General features: G+C 63.3%; 15 protein-coding genes and 1 pseudogene. 3 read left to right on the plus strand and 13 right to left on the minus strand.

The window, feature by feature from the left end; genetic code table 11:
* Nucleotides 1-34: 34 nt before the first annotated feature.
* The 13 genes and pseudogenes from J3361_RS23490 to J3361_RS23545 all read right to left on the minus strand — a co-directional run bounded on the left by J3361_RS23490 (nucleotide 35) and on the right by J3361_RS23545 (nucleotide 13,905).
* Nucleotides 35-589: a hypothetical protein gene (locus tag J3361_RS23490; protein ID WP_207966533.1), complete on the minus strand. Its 555-nt coding sequence runs from the start codon at nucleotides 587-589 to the stop codon at nucleotides 35-37.
* 160 nt (nucleotides 590-749) lie between these two features.
* Nucleotides 750-1,466 carry a TetR family transcriptional regulator gene (locus tag J3361_RS23495; protein ID WP_053118752.1) on the minus strand — a complete coding sequence of 239 codons (717 nt, stop codon included), beginning with the start codon at nucleotides 1,464-1,466 and terminating at the stop codon, nucleotides 750-752.
* 101 nt (nucleotides 1,467-1,567) lie between these two features.
* The gene (gene lysS, locus J3361_RS23500; RefSeq protein WP_207966534.1) at nucleotides 1,568-3,070 is read right to left on the minus strand and encodes a lysine--tRNA ligase; all 1,503 of its coding nucleotides are present in this window, start codon (nucleotides 3,068-3,070) and stop codon (nucleotides 1,568-1,570) included.
* A gap of 107 nt (nucleotides 3,071-3,177) precedes the next feature.
* Nucleotides 3,178-4,273 (minus strand): peptide chain release factor 2 gene (gene prfB / locus J3361_RS23505; protein ID WP_095963568.1). Its coding sequence is split into 2 segments (ribosomal slippage): nucleotides 3,178-4,200 and nucleotides 4,202-4,273, totalling 1,095 coding nucleotides; the frame shifts between segments, so codons are not numbered across the junction.
* Between the two features lie 281 nt (nucleotides 4,274-4,554).
* Nucleotides 4,555-5,556, minus strand: coding sequence for a diguanylate cyclase (locus tag J3361_RS23510; protein WP_207966535.1), 1,002 nt, complete (start codon nucleotides 5,554-5,556; stop codon nucleotides 4,555-4,557).
* A gap of 45 nt (nucleotides 5,557-5,601) precedes the next feature.
* Nucleotides 5,602-6,612, minus strand: a complete 1,011-nt coding sequence (locus J3361_RS23515; protein WP_207966536.1) for a chemotaxis response regulator protein-glutamate methylesterase — start codon at nucleotides 6,610-6,612, stop codon at nucleotides 5,602-5,604.
* The gene (locus J3361_RS23520; RefSeq protein WP_207966537.1) at nucleotides 6,609-8,873 is read right to left on the minus strand and encodes a hybrid sensor histidine kinase/response regulator; all 2,265 of its coding nucleotides are present in this window, start codon (nucleotides 8,871-8,873) and stop codon (nucleotides 6,609-6,611) included. The genes J3361_RS23515 and J3361_RS23520 overlap by 4 nt, the downstream gene beginning before the upstream one ends.
* On the minus strand, nucleotides 8,870-9,541 hold the full coding sequence (locus J3361_RS23525) for a chemotaxis protein CheW (RefSeq protein ID WP_207966538.1): 672 nt from the start codon (nucleotides 9,539-9,541) through the stop codon (nucleotides 8,870-8,872). The genes J3361_RS23520 and J3361_RS23525 overlap by 4 nt, the downstream gene beginning before the upstream one ends.
* Nucleotides 9,538-10,803, minus strand: coding sequence for a CheR family methyltransferase (locus J3361_RS23530; RefSeq protein ID WP_207966539.1), 1,266 nt, complete (start codon nucleotides 10,801-10,803; stop codon nucleotides 9,538-9,540). Before J3361_RS23530 ends, J3361_RS23525 begins: the two co-directional genes overlap by 4 nt.
* Nucleotides 10,800-11,336 (minus strand): chemotaxis protein CheW, encoded by a 537-nt coding sequence (locus J3361_RS23535; protein WP_207966540.1) that lies wholly within the window; start codon nucleotides 11,334-11,336, stop codon nucleotides 10,800-10,802. The genes J3361_RS23530 and J3361_RS23535 overlap by 4 nt, the downstream gene beginning before the upstream one ends.
* Complete coding sequence (locus J3361_RS23540; RefSeq protein WP_186728966.1) at nucleotides 11,336-12,958, minus strand: methyl-accepting chemotaxis protein; 1,623 nt, start codon at nucleotides 12,956-12,958, stop codon at nucleotides 11,336-11,338. The genes J3361_RS23535 and J3361_RS23540 overlap by 1 nt, the downstream gene beginning before the upstream one ends.
* Before the next feature lie 125 nt (nucleotides 12,959-13,083).
* Nucleotides 13,084-13,173 (minus strand): annotated as a pseudogene (locus tag J3361_RS29820) (metal ABC transporter ATP-binding protein); the annotation flags it as partial.
* Nucleotides 13,174-13,194: 21 nt separating this feature from the next.
* On the minus strand, nucleotides 13,195-13,905 hold the full coding sequence (locus J3361_RS23545; protein ID WP_207966541.1) for a tellurite resistance TerB family protein: 711 nt from the start codon (nucleotides 13,903-13,905) through the stop codon (nucleotides 13,195-13,197).
* Nucleotides 13,906-14,087: 182 nt separating this feature from the next.
* On the opposite strand from J3361_RS23545, the gene J3361_RS23550 reads away from it, so the two are divergent.
* The 3 genes from J3361_RS23550 to ydcS all read left to right on the plus strand — a co-directional run bounded on the left by J3361_RS23550 (nucleotide 14,088) and on the right by ydcS (nucleotide 17,992).
* Nucleotides 14,088-15,002, plus strand: coding sequence for a LysR family transcriptional regulator (locus J3361_RS23550; protein ID WP_207966542.1), 915 nt, complete (start codon nucleotides 14,088-14,090; stop codon nucleotides 15,000-15,002).
* 201 nt (nucleotides 15,003-15,203) lie between these two features.
* Nucleotides 15,204-16,661, plus strand: a complete 1,458-nt coding sequence (locus J3361_RS23555) for a gamma-aminobutyraldehyde dehydrogenase (protein WP_207966543.1) — start codon at nucleotides 15,204-15,206, stop codon at nucleotides 16,659-16,661.
* A gap of 179 nt (nucleotides 16,662-16,840) precedes the next feature.
* Entirely contained in the window at nucleotides 16,841-17,992 is a 1,152-nt protein-coding gene (gene ydcS / locus J3361_RS23560) for a putative ABC transporter substrate-binding protein YdcS (protein WP_207966544.1), read from the plus strand.
* The last annotated feature ends 113 nt before the right edge of the window (nucleotides 17,993-18,105 follow it).

Below are 18,105 nucleotides of genomic sequence, written 5' to 3' on the forward strand. Positions count from 1 at the left end.
GGAACTCCTGTGAAAAAACGTCCGCTTGTAGCAATTATTGGGATTTGGCCAGTCGCTGGTAACGCACGGCTTCCGAGAACACATCGGAATTGGCCGGGTCGTCGAGGTAGCTGAAAACCTTGTTCATGTCGCTGTCCACCAATACGCCGTCGCCCTCTTCGCTCTGGTTCGGCTGGCCGCTGAGGATCTTCTGGCCGATGGCCTGATTGATCTGCTCCAGGTCCAGGTTGTAGACCACCAGTTCCTGTTTATCGGTCAATTCGAAACCGGCGATCAGGAAATGTCCACCGTAGCGGGCCGGCACCTTGGCCGACAGGTACCAGCGACTGCCGTGACGGGAAACGGTCAGGGGGATGGCTTCGCGCTCATGGGGCTTGGCCCTGAAGTAGCTGATGGCCTGGTAGCGGTGCTTGCCGACCTGCGTCAGCTCCAGGTTCAACGGTTCGCCCCAGGCATTGGTGCTGGTCCACTGGCCGAGCAGGCCCGCGGGCGCGGCTTCGCTGTCAGGCAACGGTGTCTTGAAGGACACCAGGCAACCACTAAGCAGTAGCAACGACACGGCCAATACAACGGCAGGCCAGGCTTTCATTTGAACTCCCTATGGCACAGCACCTTGTCCTTACATGTGAGAGCAGGTGTGTGTGGGAGCAAAGCTTGCTCGCGATGAAGGCACCTCGGTCTATCAAGAAACCGCGTTATCGTTCATCGCGAGCAAGCTTTGCTCCCACATAACCTACTCCCACAAGGGACTACACCGACGCCAGTACCAAGTGCATGTAACGGGTCAGGATGCCGAGCATGTCTTCATCGGCTACCGGCTCGGCGCCATTGAGCAAGCCCTGATATTCCATCCGTCCGATAATCGCCGTCAACACTTTGGCATCCTGTTGCGGCTCGCGAGAGCCTAAAACCTGGAAAAACTGACAGGTGCCGTGCAGCAAAATCTGCTGGTGGGAACGCACCAACTCCGCCAGGCGCGGGTTGAGCAGGGCTTCCTGGCGAAAGGCCTGCTCGGCCATCAGGTACTCGCGACGGCTGTCCAGTTGATGCCGCACGTAGTCGGCGGTCATCCGCGCGATGTCGTCCGCCAGTTGCGAGCGCGACTGGGCGCTGCCGTCCCCATAGGCGACCATTTCCCGCAGCAGGCCTTCGTTGTTGGCCCACAGCTTGCCCATGAACGCCGCGCTACGCTCCACGTATTGGGCGAAGGTGTCGGTGAGCAAATCATCGATGTCCTTGAAATAGTACGTAGTGGCCGACAGCGGCACGCCCGCTTCGGCAGCCACCGCGCGGTGCCGCACCGCACGTACGCCATCGCGCACGACAATACGCATGGCCGCATCGAGAATCTCCTGGCGACGCTGCTCACTGCCCTGTCGGCTGGCCTTGCGGCCCTGGTACTGAACACTTTCAGCGACAGCCGTGGCGACGCCCGCTGCACCTTCTGAAGCCATTGCACGATTCACGACAGGTCTTCCTCGCTCTTTGAAAAAGTAACCAATTGATACGTTTGTACCAGACAGGCAATAAAAAGCCGCCCATCGAGGCGGCTTTTTATTTGAAACAATTACGCTTGGGGCCGCATGTGCGGGAAGAGGATCACATCCCGGATCGACGGTGAGTTGGTCAACAACATCACCAGGCGATCGATGCCGATGCCTTCGCCAGCCGTCGGCGGCATGCCGTACTCCAGGGCACGCACGAAGTCGGCATCGTAGTGCATGGCTTCGTCGTCGCCGGCATCCTTGTCGGCCACCTGGGCCATGAAACGCTCGGCCTGGTCTTCGGCATCGTTGAGCTCGGAGTAGGCGTTGGCGATTTCACGACCACCGATGAACAGCTCGAAACGGTCGGTCACGCTTGGGTTCTCGTCGTTGCGACGGGCCAGCGGCGACACTTCGAACGGGTACTGGGTGATGAAGTGCGGCTGCTCCAGCTTGTGCTCGACCAGTTCTTCGAAAATCATCACTTGCAGCTTGCCCAGGCCTTCGAAGCCGAGCACCTTGGCGCCGGCCTTCTTGGCGATGGCGCGGGCCTTATCGATGTCGTTCAGGTCATCGGCAGTCAGTTCAGGGTTGTACTTGAGGATCGAGTCGAACACCGACAGGCGCACGAACGGCTCGCCGAAGTGGAACACCTTGTCGCCGTACGGCACGTCGGTCGTCCCGAGAACAAGTTGCGCCAGTTCGCGGAACAGTTCCTCGGTCAGGTCCATGTTGTCTTCGTAGTCGGCGTAGGCCTGGTAGAACTCGAGCATGGTGAACTCGGGGTTGTGCCGGGTCGAAACGCCTTCGTTACGGAAGTTGCGGTTGATCTCGAAGACTTTTTCGAAGCCACCGACCACCAGACGCTTGAGGTACAGCTCCGGCGCGATACGCAGGAACATTTCCATGTCCAAGGCATTGTGGTGGGTTTCGAACGGCTTGGCCGCCGCACCGCCAGGGATGGTCTGCAACATCGGCGTCTCGACTTCCAGGAAGTCACGATTCATCAGGAAGCTGCGGATGTGGGCGATGACTTGCGAGCGCACACGGAAAGTCTGGCGTACGTCTTCGTTGACGATCAGGTCGACGTAGCGCTGGCGATAGCGTTGCTCGGTGTCGGTCAGGCCGTGGTGCTTGTCCGGCAGCGGGCGCAGGGACTTGGTCAGCAGGCGCACGTTGGTCATCTCGACGTACAGGTCGCCCTTGCCGGAACGGGCCAGGGTGCCTTCGGCGGCGATGATGTCGCCCAGGTCCCAGGTCTTGACGGCGGCCAGGGTTTCTTCCGGCAGGGTCTTGCGGTTGACGTAGACCTGGATGCGCCCGGTCATGTCCTGGATCACCATGAACGAACCACGGTCGAGCATGATACGACCGGCCACCTTGACTGGAATCGCCGCCTCGGCCAACTCTTCCTTGGTCTTGTCCGCGTACTTCTTCTGCAAGGCGTCGCAGTACGAATCGCGACGGAAGTCGTTGGGGAAGGCCTGGCCCTTGGCGCGCTCGGCAGCAAGCTTTTCCTTGCGCAGGGCGATCAGGGAGTTTTCTTCCTGTTGCAGGGCTTGCGGGTCGAGTTCTAGGTCGCTCATGTCTTTAAGGATTCCATCACAGGTTCGTTGCCCCCGGCCCGGGCCGGAGTTTGCGGGCAAGCCGCGCCTCCTATGGAAGCGTGGCTGCCCGCCGCATGGGTGTCGCGTTACAGCCCTTGCTTGAGGCTGGCGATCAGGTATTCATCGATATCGCCGTCGAGCACCTTGTCGCAATCGCTGCGTTCGATGCTGGTCCGCAGATCCTTGATCCGCGAGGCGTCGAGCACGTACGAACGGATCTGGTGACCCCAGCCGATGTCCGATTTGGTGTCTTCCAGGGCCTGGGACGCCGCGTTGCGCTTCTGCACTTCCTGCTCGTACAAGCGCGCCCGCAGCATCTTCATCGCGGTGTCTTTGTTGGCGTGCTGGGAACGTTCGTTCTGGCAACTGACCACGGTGTTGGTCGGTACGTGGGTAATCCGTACGGCCGAATCGGTGGTGTTGACGTGCTGGCCACCGGCCCCGGAGGAACGGTAGGTGTCGATGCGCAGGTCCGCCGGGTTGATCTCGATCTCGATGTTGTCATCGATTTCCGGCGAAACGAACACGGCCGAGAACGATGTATGGCGACGGTTGCCGGAGTCGAACGGGCTCTTGCGCACCAGGCGATGCACGCCGATCTCGGTCCGCAACCAGCCAAAGGCGTATTCGCCCTTGATGTGCACGGTGGCGCCCTTGATCCCGGCGACTTCACCGGCCGACAGCTCCATGATGGTGGCGTCGAAACCGCGTTTGTCGGCCCAGCGCAGGTACATGCGCAGCAGGATGTTGGCCCAGTCCTGGGCTTCGGTGCCGCCGGAACCGGCCTGGATGTCCAGGTAGGCGTTGTTCATGTCCATCTCGCCGCTGAACATGCGACGGAATTCCAGCTTGGCGAGGTTCTCGTCCAGGCGGGTCAGCTCGGCGACGACATCGCCGACCGCGCCTTCGTCGTTTTCTTCAACGGCCATGTCCAGCAGGTCGCGGCAATCGGCCAGGCCGCTGGACAGCTCATCCAGGGTCTCGACGATCTGCGCCAGCGCAGAACGCTCGCGGCCCAGTTCCTGGGCGTACGAAGGGTTGTTCCAGACATTCGGATCTTCAAGCTCGCGATTGACTTCGGTCAGGCGCTCATGCTTTTGATCGTAGTCAAAGATACCCCCGAATAGTTTCGGAGCGCTCGGACAGGTCCTTGATGGTGTTAAGGATCGGGTTGATTTCCATGGCGGGCAGCACTCGTTGGCGAACTTTTGAAAGCCGGCGAGTATAACGTAATCAAGCGCCAGCGGCAGCCCGCCTGGCGGCTTTAGGGGCAATGAGGTTCAGCGGTTGGTTCTACACATACCCCTGTGGCGAGGGGATTTATCCCCGCTGGGCTGCGAAGCAGCCCTAAAACCCGACAACTCGGTGTGCCAGGCAAATTGAGTTGACTGGTATTTGGGGCCGCTTCGCGGCCCAGCGGGGATAAATCCCCTCGCCACAAAAGCAATCTCGCCAGGCAGAGTTTACTCAACCCCAACCCGATTACGCCCATTGTGCTTGGCCAGGTACAACCCTTTGTCCGCCGCCGAGATCAGTTGCCGGCTATCGCCACCCTGCTGGGGGGTGAAGGTCGAGACGCCGATGCTGATGGTCAGGATCTCGCCGCCGTCGGGCGTGGCATGGGGGATTTTCAGGGCGACGACGCTCTGGCGCAGTTTCTCGGCCATCAGCCGGGCGCCGCCTGGCGAGGTGCCGGGCAGCACCAGGGCGAACTCTTCGCCGCCGTAGCGGGCGGGCAGGTCGGACGGCCGACTGCACGCCTCGCGGATGGCCGTGGCGACCTTGCGCAGGGCTTCGTCGCCTTCCAGGTGGCCGAAGTTGTCGTTGTAGGACTTGAAGTAGTCCACGTCGATCATCAGCAGTGACAGTTGGCTCTGGTCACGCATCGCCCTGCGCCATTCCAGTTCCAGGTACTCATCGAAGTGCCGGCGGTTGGACAGCCCGGTCAGGCCATCGGAGTTCATCAAGCGTTGCAGCACCAGGTTGGTGTCGAGCAATTGCTGCTGGCTGACCCGCAACGCGCGATAGGCCGCGTCGCGCTGCAACAGCATCATGTAGGAACGCGAGTGATAGCGGATGCGCGCCACCAATTCGATGTTGTCCGGCAATTTGACCAGGTAGTCGTTGGCCCCGGCGGCGAACGCCGCGCTCTTGATCAGCGGGTCCTCCTTGGTGGACAGGACAATGATCGGGATATCGCGGGTGGACGGATGGTTACGGTACTCGCGCACCAGGCTCAGGCCGTCGAGGCCGGGCATCACCAGGTCCTGGAGAATCACCGTCGGCTTGATCCGCACAGCGTGGGCGATGGCCTGGTGGGGATCAGAACAGAAGTGGAAGTCGATGTTCTCTTCATTCGACAGCCCGCGCCGCACCGCCTCGCCGATCATCGCCTGGTCGTCGACGAGCAAGACCATGGCGGCGTTCTCATCGCGCTTGAATTCGTCGAGCTGCAAATCAGTCATGATGGCTTACCTGGGTACGGCCTGGGGTAAGGCTCGCGGGGTTCTTCATGGGGTCACAATCTCCAACAGCCGTGGCGCAATGGCGTCCAGGGCAAGAATATGGACGGCGGCGTCGATGGCGGCCGCCGCTTTGGGCATGCCGTACACCGCGCTGCTGCGCTGGTCCTGGGCGATGGTCACATAGCCCTGCTGGCGCATGAGTCTAAGCCCTTGCGCACCGTCGCGGCCCATGCCGGTGAGCAATACACCCACCGCGTCACCGCTCCAGTACCGGGCGACACTTTCAAAAAACACGTCGATGGAGGGCCGGTAGATCTCGTTCACCGGCTCAGCGGTGTACGCCAGGGTGCCGTCCTTCAACAGGCGCAGGTGATGATTGGTCCCGGCCAGCAACACCGTGCCGCTCTGCGGCGTCTCGCCGTGCCGGGCCAGGCGCACCGTGTGGCCCGACACACTGCCCAGCCATTCGGCCATGCCCGCGGCGAACACCTCGTCCACATGCTGGATCAGCACGATCGCCGGGGCAAAGTCTCGCGGCAGGGCCTTGAGCAACACCTCCAGCGCCGCGGGCCCGCCGGCCGACGACCCGATGGCCACCAGGCTCTTGCGCGACACCGCCGCGCGCTGGGCCGTCGGTGCGGGGCGCTCGCGCTTGTTGCGCTCACCGATCAGCCAACCGATGTTGGTGATCTTGCGCAACAGCGGCGCCGCCGCGTCCGCCGGGTTACCGACGCCCAGGGCCGGGGTATCGACCACATCCAGCGCGCCATGGCCCATGGCCTCGAACACCCGGTGGACATTCTGCTGGCTGTCTCCGGTCACAATCACAATAGCGCATGGGCTGTCGGCCATGATCCGCCGGGTAGCCTCCACGCCATCCATGATCGGCATGAACAGGTCCATCAGGATCAGGTCCGGAGTGTATTCGGCGCAACGCTGCACCGCCTCGGCACCGTTGGCGGCGACCCAGACCAGTTGGTGCGTCGGCTCGAACGCCAGGGCGCGGCGCAGGGCCTCGACCGCCAGGGGCATGTCATTGACGATGGCGATCTTCAAGCGCGTGCCCCTCCGATCAATTCGACCACGGCGTCGAGCAAGGCGTCGTCATGGAAACTCGCCTTGGCCAGATAATAGTCGGCGCCGGCGTCGAGGCCGCGGCGGCGATCTTCTTCGCGGTCCTTGTAGGACACCACCATCACCGGCAGCGATTGCAAGCGGTTGTCGCGCCGCAACAGCGACACCAGTTCGATGCCGTCCATGCGTGGCATGTCGATGTCCGTGATCAACAAGTCGAAATCCTCCGAGCGCAATGCATTCCAGCCATCCATGCCATCCACCGCCACTGCTACGTCATAGCCGCGACCCCGCAACAACTTGCGTTGCAGCTCGCGCACGGTCAGGGAATCGTCCACCACCAGGATCCGCTTGCGCGGTGCCTGGGCCTGGTTTTGCCGGACGATGCGCTCCAGGCGCCCGGTATCGAGCAGCTTGTCTACCGAACGCAGCAGGTCTTCGACATCGACAATCAACACCACCGAGCCATCATCGAGCAAGGCCCCGGCGGAAATGTCCTGGACCTTGCCCAGGCGCTCCTCCAGGGGCAGCACCACCAGGGTTCGCTCGCCGATGAAGCGCTCCACCGCCACACCGTAGATCGTCTCGCGCTCGCGGATCACCACGACCTTGAGGGTCTGGTTGTCGTTTTGCGTCGACGGGCGATTGAGCAACTGGCTGGCGGCGACCAGGCCGATATGCCGGCCTTCGTGCCAAAAATGCTGGCGCCCTTCGACCTGGACAATGTCGTCCGGCGCCAGGTCGCACATGCGTTCGATGTGGGCCAGGGGGAAGGCGTACGCTTCACCGCCAACTTCCACCACCAGGCTGCGCACCACCGATAGCGTCAGCGGCACCTCGAGGTGAAAGCGGCTGCCCTCGCCCGCCGTCTGCTCCAGCACCACCGCACCGCGCAACTGCCGGACCATGTGCTGAACGGCATCCAGGCCAACGCCGCGCCCGGACACTTCGGTGACGGTGTCGCGCAGGCTGAAACCGGGCAAGAACAGGAACGTCAGCAGTTCCTCTTCGCTGAGGCTGGCGGCGGTTGGCTCAGGGGAAAGGCCGCGCTCAACAATGCTGCGGCGCACCCGCTCCAGGTCCACCCCGGCGCCATCGTCCGCCAGCTCCAAGACCAGCAGGCCGGCTTGATGAGAAGCGCGCAAGCGGATCAGGCCTTCGGCGGGCTTGCCGGCCAGTACCCGTTGTTCCGGGGTTTCGATGCCGTGGTCCACGGCGTTGCGCAGCAAGTGGGTCAGTGGCGCTTCGAGCTGTTCCAGCACGTCGCGGTCGACCTGGGTTTTCTCGCCTTCGATCTCCAGGCGCACCTGTTTGCCCAGGCTGCGGCCCAGGTCACGGACCATGCGTGCCTGGCCCGACAGCACATCGGCGAACGGCCGCATGCGACAGGCCAGCGCTGTGTCGTACAGCACCTGCGCCCGCTGGCTGGCCTGCCAGGCGAACTCATCGAGCTCGGCGGTTTTCTGCGCCAGCAACTGCTGGGTTTCGGCGAGCAAGCGGCGAGCATCGCCCAGGGCTTCCTGGGCTTGCAGGCTCAGGGCATGGTCCTTGAGGTGCACGTTCAACTCTTCAAGGGCACGCAAGCCGGTGCTTTGCTGGCGCTTGAGCCGTTGCATCGCCGCCAGCCAGGGCTTTAGGCGCTGGGTCTCCACCAGGGACTTGCTCGACAGGTCGAGCAAGCTGTTGAGGCGTTCGGCCGTGACCCGCAAGACCCGCTCGCCGCCTTCGGTGACCCGTTTGCGCTTGGGAGCCGGCTCCGTTGCTGCGAGCGGTTCCGGTACGAACAGCTCGACGCTGACGGGTTCGACAGGCGTCTCGATGTTTGGCGGTACCTGCGCTGGTTGTTGTGCAGCGTTAGGATCGAGCAGGCGCCCCATCAACGCCACATAGGCGTCGATGTCCGGGGCGCCGACGTTGTTGCCCGGCGTGGCGATGCGCGTCAGCAGGTCGGTGCCTTGCAGCAAGGCGTCGATATGCTCGGCGCTCAGTACCAGGCGTCGTTCCTGGGCACTGACCAAGCAATCTTCCATCACGTGGGCGACGCTGACGCCGGCGTCCACTCCGACGATGCGCGCCGCGCCCTTGAGGGAATGCGCCGCGCGCATGCATGACTCAAGGTATTCGGCCTGGGTCGGATCGCGCTCCAGGGCCAGCAGGCCGGTGCTCAGCACCTGGACCTGGGCTTCGGCTTCCAGGCTGAACAGTTCCAGCAGCGAGGCGTCGCGCATTTGGTCGGGGGTCATGACAGGCTCCGGGCCACGGCGGTCAGCAACTGTTCTTCATCCAACCAGCGCAAGCTGCGCCCCTTATACGGCAGCACGCCACGGGTGTATTTGCCTGCCGACGGCGAAGCGTTCGCCAAAATACGTTCATCGATGGCGTGGATGCCGTCCACCTCATCCACCGGCACCACCACCGGCCCGCCCTTGGCCGCGACGATCAACATGCGCGGCATGACCCGCGTACCGACCACCGCCGCCGCGCCGGGCTCCAGGTCCAGCAGCTCCACCAGCGACAGGCAGGCCACCAGCGCCCCGCGCACATTCGCCACGCCCAGCAGGGCCCGTGAGCGTTGGTGGGGCAACGAGTGAATCGGCTGCAACGGCGCCACTTCCACCAGGCTGCGCGTGGTCAGGCCCAGCCATTCCTCGCCGAGGCGGAACATCAGCAACGAGCGCGTGACCACATCGTTGTCCACCGGGGCCTGGGACAAATCCCGCTGATCCTGCGGCAAGGCATAACGGTCGAGCAGCCGAGTCGCGGCCGCCGAATACACCGAGCAATTGCGGCAATGGATATGCTCGATTAACAGCGGGCAGGATTTATCGCCATGCACGCCGATGCGGTTCCAGCAATCGTCGATGGCCTGGGCATCGTCATGGGTGATGGTGTAGGAAGCCGAACCGCTCATCGTTTGTGCTCACTGTCTGCCGTGCGCCCGCTGCGGGCGGCGCGTTCCTGCAATCGACGGGCTCCGGCCGCGTCTCCCTGGGAAGCCAGCAGCGCCGCCAGATGCACCAGGGCCTCGGCGTGTTGCGGTTCAAGATAAAGCGCCTTGCGATAAAAACCCTGGGCTTGCAGCGCGCTACCGGCCATGTCGCTGAGCAGGCCCAACCAATAGAACACCTGGGCATTCGGCGCGTGGCTGCGCAGGTATTCTTCGCACGCCGCGCGGGCCTCGGCGCTTTTGCCGCCGTTGGCCAGGGCCGCGATATTGGCCAGCAAGCTCGCGGCGTCGCTGCTGTTGGGTGGGGCAATCGGTGTCACGGTCGCGGCAAACGGCCGCGGCCGAACCACTGGCGGGATGACGCGAGGCGGTGGCTGACGAATCGGTAGCGGCGGTGGTATCAAGGCCGGCAACGGTTGGGGTTCCGGCGCCCCCTGTCGACTGAAAGCGAACGATTGGGCAATCCCGATCGAGCGCATGCCCAATCGCCCCAGCAGGCTGCCTTCGGCGGGGCCGATAAACAGCACGCCGTCCTGATGGGTCAAGCGCTTGAGCACCTCGAACACCTGCTGCTGGGTCGGCTGGTCGAAATAGATCAGCAGGTTGCGACAGAACACAAAGTCGTAGGGGGCCTCGTTCGCCAGCAAGGCCGGATCCAGCAGGTTGCCCACTTGCAAACGCACCTGTTCGCGCACCCGCTCGCTGAGGCGGTAGCCTTCGTCTTCGGCGTCGAAGTGCCGCTCGCGGAAACCCAGGTCGGCGCCACGGAAGGAGTTCCGGCCGTAACGCGCATCCTTGGCTCGCGCCACCGACAGCGGACTGACGTCCATGCCGTCCACCTTGAATTGATGGGGCCCCAAGCCGGCGTCGAGCAAGGCCATGGCGATGGAATAGGGTTCTTCGCCGGTGGAGCACGGCAAACTGAGGATGCGCAGCGCACGTAGGTGCTTGATCTCGGCCAGGCGCTTGACGGCCAGCCTGGCGAGGGTCGCAAAGGACTCGGGGTAGCGGAAGAACCACGTCTCCGGGACGATCACCGCTTCGATCAACGCCTGCTGTTCCGGGGCCGAATGCTGCAGGGCCTGCCAATACTCCTCGGCGGTTCGCCCAGGCACGGCACTGATCCGTTGGCGCACGGCCCGCTCAATAATCGCGGTGCCGACGGAGGTCACATCGAGGCCGATGCGCTCCTTGAGGAAATCGAAAAACCGTTGGTCGTTGTTCATGGCGTTGCCTCGAGGTCGTCGAGGTTAAGCGGCGTAGCAGGAAACAGCAGCGCCCGAACGGATTCGTCGAGTAGGTCATTGACCCGCACCCATTGCAGCAACCCAAGGGCATCTTCGCGGACCGGCCCGAGGTACGGCGCCTGCCGATTGTCCAGGCCATAGGGTTTGAAATCGCCCGGATCACAGCGCAGGGTGTCGGTCGCCTGCTCCAGGATCAATCCCAGGACTTGCCCGGTTTGTTGTGTATCGCCTTGATAACGCACCAGCACCAGCCGCGTGCTGGTCCGGGGTTCGGCGCTCCGGCCGAACGTCAGGGCGCACAGGTCGATCACCGGCACCACGGTGCCGCGCCAGGCAAACACCCCTGCCACCCAGGACGGCGCCCGGGCGATCGGCTTGAGGGGCAGGCGCGGCAGCACTTCCACTACATCGGTGGCCTGCAGGGCGTAACGTTCGTTGCCGATGCAGAACACCAGGAACAACGACTGGCGGGCCGTCGGAGCGGCGCCACGCCGGGTCTCGAGTTCGCCCATCAGACTTTGAAACGCGAGACGCCGCTGCGCAGCCCCACGGCGACCTGGCTCAGCTCGTCGATGGCGGAGCTGGCCTGGCGCAGGGACTCCACGGTCTGGCTGCTGGCATCGCCCAGTTGCACCAGGGCGTGGTTGATCTGTTCGGCGCCTGTGGCCTGGGCCTGCATGCCTTCGTTGACCATCAACACCCGCGGCGCCAAAGCCTGGACCTGATGGATGATCTGCGACAGTTGCTCGCCGATCTGCTGCACTTCGGCCATGCCACGACGCACTTCCTCGGAAAACTTGTCCATGCCCATCACACCGGCCGATACCGCGGATTGGATCTCGCGCACCATTTGTTCGATGTCATAGGTCGCCACGGCGGTCTGGTCGGCCAAGCGCCGCACTTCCGTGGCCACCACGGCGAAACCGCGACCGTACTCACCAGCCTTCTCGGCCTCGATGGCGGCGTTGAGGGACAACAGGTTGGTCTGGTCGGCCACTTTGACGATGGTCACCACCACCTGGTTGATGTTGCCGGCCTTCTCGTTGAGGATCGCCAGCTTGGCGTTCACCAGGTCGGCGGCGCCCATCACCGAATGCATGGTTTCCTCCATGCGCGCCAAGCCTTGCTGGCCAGAGCCGGCGGCCACCGAGGCCTGGTCGGCGGCGGTGGAGACTTCGGTCATGGTGCGCACCAGGTCCCGGGAGGTGGCGGCGATTTCCCGGGACGTCGCGCCGATCTCGGTGGTGGTGGCGGCGGTTTCCGTGGCTGTGGCCTGCTGCTGGCGCGAGGTGGCGGCAATTTCGGTGACCGAGGTGGTGACCTGCACGGATGAGCGCTGGGCCTGGGATACCAGCGAGGTCAGTTCGGCCATCATGTCGTTGAAGCCGGTTTCCACGGCACCGAATTCGTCCTTGCGCGCCAGGTTCAGGCGTCCGCTCAGGTCGCCGCTGCGCATGATCTCGAGGATCTCGACGATGCGGTTCATCGGGCCCATGATGGCCCGCATCAGCAGCAGGCCACAGAGTACCGCGACGATCAGCGCGACCAGGAACGACAGGCCCATGGCGACCTTGGCCGCCGTCACCGCATCGCCAATGGTCAGGGTGGCGCTTTGTGCCAGCTCGCGATTGCGCTCGATGATCTGGTTCAAGTGTCCGCGACCGTCGAGCCACGCCGTCGTCAGCTCGGTGTTCAGCGCCAGTCGCGCCCCGTCGTAATCCTTGCGCTGATACAGGTCCAGGACCTTCGCCAGGGCCTTGTTGAAGTCCTGGTGGTTGACCTCGAACTCGTCGAAAGAGACTTGGTCGGCCGGGTCCTGGATCAGTTTTTGATAGTTCTGTATTTCTTCGCGCAAGTGCTGCTCGAAACCCTGGTAGCGAGCCTTGTCCTCGGCGGTGATTTCCCGATTCCCGGAAAGGCCGACGATTTGCTGGGTCAGGACGTAGCTGTCGACCCAGCCGCCGCGGATCATCGAGCTGAAATACACCCCCGGAACCGCATCGGCCCGGACCTTTTCTTCACTGTCCTGGATTTTCAGCAACCGTGAATACGAGACAACCACCATCAGCAGCATAATGGCGATGATCACCGCAAAACTCGCCAGGATGCGTTGGCGCAATGTCCAATTCTTCACAGTAAAACCTCAGGCACTTGAAAATGCTGGGGAGTATAGCCGAGGGCGGCGTCAGGCCTGTATGGCGGTGTGGGAGGATTTTGATTGAGCCGAGGCTCACCGGTACGAAGAAATGGAACCCGCCCCTGTGGGAGCGGGCTTGCTCGCGAAAGCGGCGTGTCAGCCAATGAAAACTTCGACTGATACACCGCCTTCGCGAGCAAGCCCGCTCCCACAGGGGCACGAGGTGGGACTGTTTATACAGTCGCCTGGCGCACCTGTTTTTCCAGTTCCGCCTTCAACCCTGGCTCCAGCTTGAGTTGGCGCGCCAGTTCATCGAGGTAGGACTTCTCCATGAAGTTTTCCTCGTCCACCAGCATCACGCTGGCGATGTACATCTCCGCGGCCATTTCCGGGGTACTGGCGGCACGGGCAACGTCGGTGGGGTCCAAGGGCTTGTTGAGTTCGGCGTGTAGCCAGTGTTGCAGCTCCTGGTCGTTGTCGAGCTTGGTGAACTCGCCTTCGATCAACTGCCGCTCGCGCTCGTCCACATGGCCGTCGGCCTTGGCCGCTGCCACCAGCGCCTTGAGGATCGCCTGGCTATGCTGCTCGACCTGCGCCGGGGGCACGCGGTCGAGGGTCTGCGGTTCGGTTTTCGGCGCGTTGCCCTGCTGGGCCTGCCAGTTGCCATAGGCTTTGTAGGCAATCACGCCCAAGGCCGCCAGCCCGCCATAGGCCAGGGCCTTGCCGCCGAAGTTGCGGGCTTTCTTGTTGCCCAGCAACAGGCCCATGGCCCCGGCGGCCAGTGCCCCGCCACCCGCGCCGGAAAGCATCCCGCCCAGGTTGCCGGAGCCGCCGAGCAATCCGCCCAGGCCACCGGAAGACTTGCCCTGTGAACCGCCAGCCTTGTTCTGCAACATTTCCTGGCCGGACTTGAGAAGCTGATCGAGCAATCCACGGGTGTTCATTTGTTGCCTCCACATTATCGGGTCAACGTAAGGCCCCCAGCCTAGATCGAAAGTGCCCGACGCCGTTGGTGAGATTGCTTCCAGATGTTGCCTGGCGCCGCCAGCGAAGCATCCCCCTCCCATTCTAAAAAAACGATATACACTCCAGCACATCGATAAAAACCGCCCACCGGTATGCGCCCATGATGACCCTGCGTCAGATCCGCCATTTCATCGCCGTGGCCGAAACCGGCTCCATCTCCGCCGCCGCACAAACGGCATTCATTTCCCAGTCCACCCTGACCCTGGCCATCCAGCAACTGGAGCAGGACATCGGCGTCAGTCTGTTCAACCGCCACGCCAAGGGCATGACCCTGACCCATCAGGGCCATCAGTTCCTGCGCCAGGCCCACCTGATCCTGGCCACGGTCGACAACGCCAAGCGCAGCCTGCAACAAAACACCGACCAGGTCGCTGGCCAGGTCACCATTGGCGTCACCAGCCTGGTCGCCGGTTATTACCTGGCGGACCTGCTGACCCGTTTCCAGCGCGCCTACCCCAACGTGGAGATCCGCGTGATGGAGGACGAACGGCCATACATCGAGCATTTGCTGGTCAGCGGCGAAATCGACGTCGGAGTGCTGATCCTGTCCAACCTGGAGGATCGCCATGCCCTGCAGACCGAAGTCCTGACCCACTCACCCCACCGCTTGTGGCTGCCGGCGCAGCATCCGCTGCTGGAGCACGACAGCATCCACCTGGCCGACGTGGCCCGCGAGCCGCTGATCCAACTGAACGTCGATGAAATGGACCGCAACGCCCAGCGCCTGTGGCGCGGCGCCGGATTGCAACCGAAGGTCACCCTGCGCACCGCCTCGACCGAAGCGGTGCGCAGCCTGGTGGCGGCGGGGTTGGGCGTGTCGATCCAGCCGGACATGACCTACCGCCCCTGGTCGCTGGAAGGCGACATCATCGAAGCCCGACCGATCGCCGACCTCAACCAGACCCTCGACGTCGGCCTGGCCTGGCGCCGGGGCACGGCGCGACCGGCGTCGGTCGACCCGTTCCTGGCGGTGGCTCGGGAACAGCCTCACGGCGGACGCAAGCCATCTATTTAATCGAACGCAGCCTTGAGTATTTCGAATTTGTCGGCCCTGCGGCTGAGCACTAGTCTTGCTGCATCGCCGCAATCCATTGTGGGAGCGAGCCTGCTCGCGAAGCGGTGGTACAGATAGACCGCTATCGCGAGCAGGCTCGCTCCCACAGGTTTTGTGTTGTAACTGATAGCAGTAGTCACTTCCAAAAAAGAGAAGGCGAACATGGCTGGCACGCAAACCCCGTTGTGCACCGCGTTGCTGATCGACGGGGAACTGGTTCCCGGTGAAGGCGTTGTCGAGCCGATCCTCAACCCAGCCACCGGCGAAGTCGTGGCTCACATCGCCGAGGCCAGCACCGAACAGGTGGAAGCCGCGATTCTCGCCGCCCACCGCGCCTTCGACGGTTGGTCGCGGACCACGCCGCAGCAACGCTCGAACCTGCTGCTGGACATCGCCAGCGCCATCGAAAAGAACGCCGATGAACTGGCCCGCCTCGAAGCCCTGAACTGCGGCAAGCCGCTGCACCTGGCGCGCCAGGACGACCTCAGTGCGACGGTGGATGTCTTCCGTTTCTTCGCCGGCGCCGTGCGCTGCCAGACCGGCCAGCTCAGTGGCGAATACCTGCCCGGCTATACCAGCATGGTGCGCCGCGACCCGATCGGCGTCGTGGCGTCCATCGCGCCGTGGAACTACCCGATCATGATGGCCGCCTGGAAAATCGCCCCGGCCCTGGCCGCCGGCAACACGTTGGTGTTCAAGCCATCGGAGCACACGCCGTTGTCGATCCTGGCCTTGGCGCCGATGCTGGCCCGGCTCCTGCCGCGGGGCGTGATCAATATCCTCTGCGGCGGTGGCGAAGGGGTGGGCAGCCATCTGGTCAGCCATCCGAAGGTGCGCATGGTTTCGCTGACGGGCGATATCGTCACCGGGCAGAAAATCCTCCAGGCAGCGGCGAAAACCCTCAAGCGCACGCACCTGGAGCTGGGTGGCAAGGCGCCGGTGATCGTCTGCAACGACGCCGATATCCAGGCGGTGGTCGACGGCGTGCGCACCTACGGCTATTACAACGCCGGGCAGGATTGCACCGCGGCATGCCGGATCTACGCCCAGGACGGGATTCACGACCGGCTGGTGGCTGAGCTCGGCGCGGCGGTCAGCAGCTTGCGCTTTGCCGGCAAGCGCGACGCCGACAATGAGATCGGCCCGCTGATCAGCACCCGCCAGCGCGACCGCGTGGCCAGTTTTGTCGAGCGTGCCCTCGGCCAGCCGCACATTGAGCGCATCACCGGCGCGGCGGTGCATTCCGGCGCTGGCTTCTATTACCAACCCACCCTGCTGGCCGGCTGCAAGCAAAGCGATGAAATCGTCCAGCGCGAGGTGTTCGGCCCGGTCGTCACCGTGACCCGCTTCGACGAACTCAGCCAGGCGGTGGACTGGGCCAACGATTCCGAATACGGCCTGGCGTCCTCGGTGTGGACGCAGAATCTGGACAAGGCCATGCAGGTGGCGGCGCGGCTGCAATACGGCTGCACTTGGATCAACAGCCATTTCATGCTGGTCAGCGAAATGCCCCACGGCGGCCTGAAACGTTCCGGCTACGGTAAGGACCTGTCCAGCGATTCGCTCCAGGACTACAGCGTGGTGCGCCATATCATGGCCCGGCATGGCCGGGAGCTTTGAGCTGCAAGCGGCAAGCTGCAAGCCGTGCGCTACCTGCTTTTGCTTGCAGCTTGCAGCTTACCGCTTACCGCTTGCCGCTTGCCGCTTGCCGCTTACCGCTTACCGCTAAGCTAAAACAATAACCAGCGACACGTTTCTCGAACCCTGCCCCGACCATAATTAAAGCAAGAGGGATTTCCATGTACGCGCACAAGACCGCATTGCTCAGTGCAATCACCACCGCGCTGCTGACCAGCGTCAGCCTCCAGGCCGCCGAGCCGCTCAAGGCCGTCGGCGCCGGCGAGGGCCAACTGGATATCGTCGCCTGGCCGGGTTACATCGAACGTGGCGAAAGCGACAAGGCCTACGACTGGGTCACGGGCTTCGAGAAGGAAACCGGCTGCAAGGTCAATGTGAAAACCGCCGCCACGTCCGACGAAATGGTCAGCCTGATGACCAAGGGCGGCTACGACCTGGTCACCGCCTCGGGTGACGCCTCGTTGCGACTGATTGCCGGCAAGCGCGTGCAGCCGATCAACACCGCGCTGATCGCCAACTGGAAAAATCTCGACCCGCGGCTGAAAGATGCGCCGTGGTACGTGGTCAACCAGCAGACCTACGGCACCCCGTACCAGTGGGGCCCGAACGTGCTGATGTACAACACTGAGGTGTTCAAACAGGCGCCCACCAGTTGGAGCGTGCTGTTCAACGCCCAGGACTTGCCCGACGGCAAGCCGAACAAGGGGCGTGTGCAAGCCTACGATGGCCCGATCTACATCGCCGACGCGGCGCTGTACCTCAAGACCGCCAAGCCTGAGCTGGGCATCAAGGACCCGTACCAGCTCGACGAAGCCCAGTACAAGGCCGTGCTGGAATTGCTTCGGGCCCAGCAGCCGTTGATCCACCGCTACTGGCACGACACCACCGTGCAGATGAGCGATTTCAAGAACGAAGGCGTGGTGGCGTCCGGCGCCTGGCCCTATCAGGTCAACGGCCTGATGAACGAGAAGCAACCGATCGCCTCGACCATTCCGAAAGAAGGCGCCACTGGCTGGGCCGACACGACGATGCTCCACGCCGAGGCCAAGCACCCCAACTGCGCGTACAAGTGGATGGACTGGTCGCTGCAACCGAAAGTCCAGGGTGACGTGGCCGCGTGGTTCGGTTCGTTGCCAGCGGTGCCGGCGGCGTGCAAGGGCAGCGAGCTGCTGGGCGCCGAAGGCTGCAAGACCAACGGCTTCGATCAATTCGACAAGATCGCCTTCTGGAAAACCCCACAGGCCGAGGGCGGCAAGTTCGTGCCGTACAGCCGCTGGACCCAGGATTACATTGCGATCATGGGTGGGCGTTAACCCCCAGCACATAAATGGGAGCGGCCCTTGTGGCGAGGGCGGGTGTGCCCCCCTGCTTGGGGAGGCCGCCACCAAACAACACCACCGCGGCTAGACTACCCACACCCCCCCCC

This window comes from Pseudomonas sp. OA65, from assembly GCF_017498305.1.
GTDB classification, from domain to species: Bacteria; Pseudomonadota; Gammaproteobacteria; order Pseudomonadales; family Pseudomonadaceae; genus Aquipseudomonas; species Aquipseudomonas zanjanensis.

Coding starts and splice junctions, on each gene's coding strand:
- J3361_RS23490 (WP_207966533.1), bottom strand. CDS start 589: ATGAAAGCCTGGCCTGCCGTTGTATTGGCCGTGTCGTTGCTACTGCTT.
- lysS (WP_207966534.1), bottom strand. CDS start 3,070: ATGAGCGACCTAGAACTCGACCCGCAAGCCCTGCAACAGGAAGAAAAC.
- J3361_RS23510 (WP_207966535.1), bottom strand. CDS start 5,556: ATGACTGATTTGCAGCTCGACGAATTCAAGCGCGATGAGAACGCCGCC.
- J3361_RS23520 (WP_207966537.1), bottom strand. CDS start 8,873: ATGACCCCCGACCAAATGCGCGACGCCTCGCTGCTGGAACTGTTCAGC.
- J3361_RS23525 (WP_207966538.1), bottom strand. CDS start 9,541: ATGAGCGGTTCGGCTTCCTACACCATCACCCATGACGATGCCCAGGCC.
- J3361_RS23530 (WP_207966539.1), bottom strand. CDS start 10,803: ATGAACAACGACCAACGGTTTTTCGATTTCCTCAAGGAGCGCATCGGC.
- J3361_RS23535 (WP_207966540.1), bottom strand. CDS start 11,336: ATGGGCGAACTCGAGACCCGGCGTGGCGCCGCTCCGACGGCCCGCCAG.
- J3361_RS23545 (WP_207966541.1), bottom strand. CDS start 13,905: ATGAACACCCGTGGATTGCTCGATCAGCTTCTCAAGTCCGGCCAGGAA.
- J3361_RS23550 (WP_207966542.1), top strand. CDS start 14,088: ATGATGACCCTGCGTCAGATCCGCCATTTCATCGCCGTGGCCGAAACC.
- J3361_RS23555 (WP_207966543.1), top strand. CDS start 15,204: ATGGCTGGCACGCAAACCCCGTTGTGCACCGCGTTGCTGATCGACGGG.
- ydcS (WP_207966544.1), top strand. CDS start 16,841: ATGTACGCGCACAAGACCGCATTGCTCAGTGCAATCACCACCGCGCTG.